Below are 930 nucleotides of genomic sequence, written 5' to 3'. Positions count from 1 at the left end.
CGTATTATTTGTCCAAATTACATGCTTTTTAATTAATTTTATTACCCCCTCACCACCGACGGGTTTGGCACTAAATTTTTGCCCCTGTATTATCGCGGCCTACAAGGCCGTTAGGCGAACATGATGCGCCAGCAACGGCAGTTCTTTCCAGTTGTAAGTATTCACCAGTATAAAGGCGACCATCAGCACGAACAGTACCGCCTTTCACCTGACCGCCGGTATAGATGCCCTTGTTGTTTACACTTCGAACCCATGATCCGTCGGACATATAAAATCCGCCACCGTGAGTTTCATTGAGCCAGCCTTTGCTGTTACGAGTAATTAACCAACCATTATTACTTCTGATATCACCGCCAGCGGTGACATTTACGTCAAAGTTTCCGCTATTGCCTTTTACCTGACCGCTGAAAGTGCCATTTACACCATTCACATTGCCGCTGAAATTACCAGTCTGGGCATTTACTGCCCCAATGTTATTCAGGTTATTTGATCCCATATCAATGGCCGTGTGCATTTTGTTTAAGTCAGGGCGACCATTGACCTGGAATCTGTAAAGACGATCAGTGTCCTCTGCTGCACCACTAAGTTCATCTGTCGATAACAGTACGGCTATATGCCCGTTACCGCTTTTGGCACCATAATTACTTAAAGCTACTGACCATGAACGTAATGCACCTGTGGCTGTTTTGCCGTCCTGGATATATCCACCAAGACCAGTGGTAATATCCTTAGCCATCTGGATAAGTGCTTTCACTGGATAAGGGGTGCCACCACTGGATACAACCATTGCCTGTAGTAATTCCGGGTTTTGGGCGTTTCGAACTACATATGCCTGTAACCGCTGCCCCTCGCTGTTTGTCTCAATAAAGCCGCTGGACAAAAAGCCGGTATTTTTCAGCATGGTTGTCGTGATAACGGCAGTGGTTGATG

Annotated in this window: 1 protein-coding gene; it reads right to left on the bottom strand. The window is 46.1% G+C overall.

What is annotated here, in order from left to right:
* Positions 1 to 70: 70 nt before the first annotated feature.
* On the bottom strand, positions 71 to 930 hold an 860-nt coding region (gene pilV, locus RTW80_RS26115), incomplete at its 5' end, for a shufflon system plasmid conjugative transfer pilus tip adhesin PilV (RefSeq protein ID WP_409415317.1).

It is taken from the genome of Escherichia sp. AM3, from assembly GCF_032029835.1.
Taxonomy (GTDB): Bacteria; Pseudomonadota; Gammaproteobacteria; order Enterobacterales; family Enterobacteriaceae; genus Escherichia; species Escherichia coli.
This window is presented reverse-complemented; position numbering and strand designations above follow the sequence as displayed.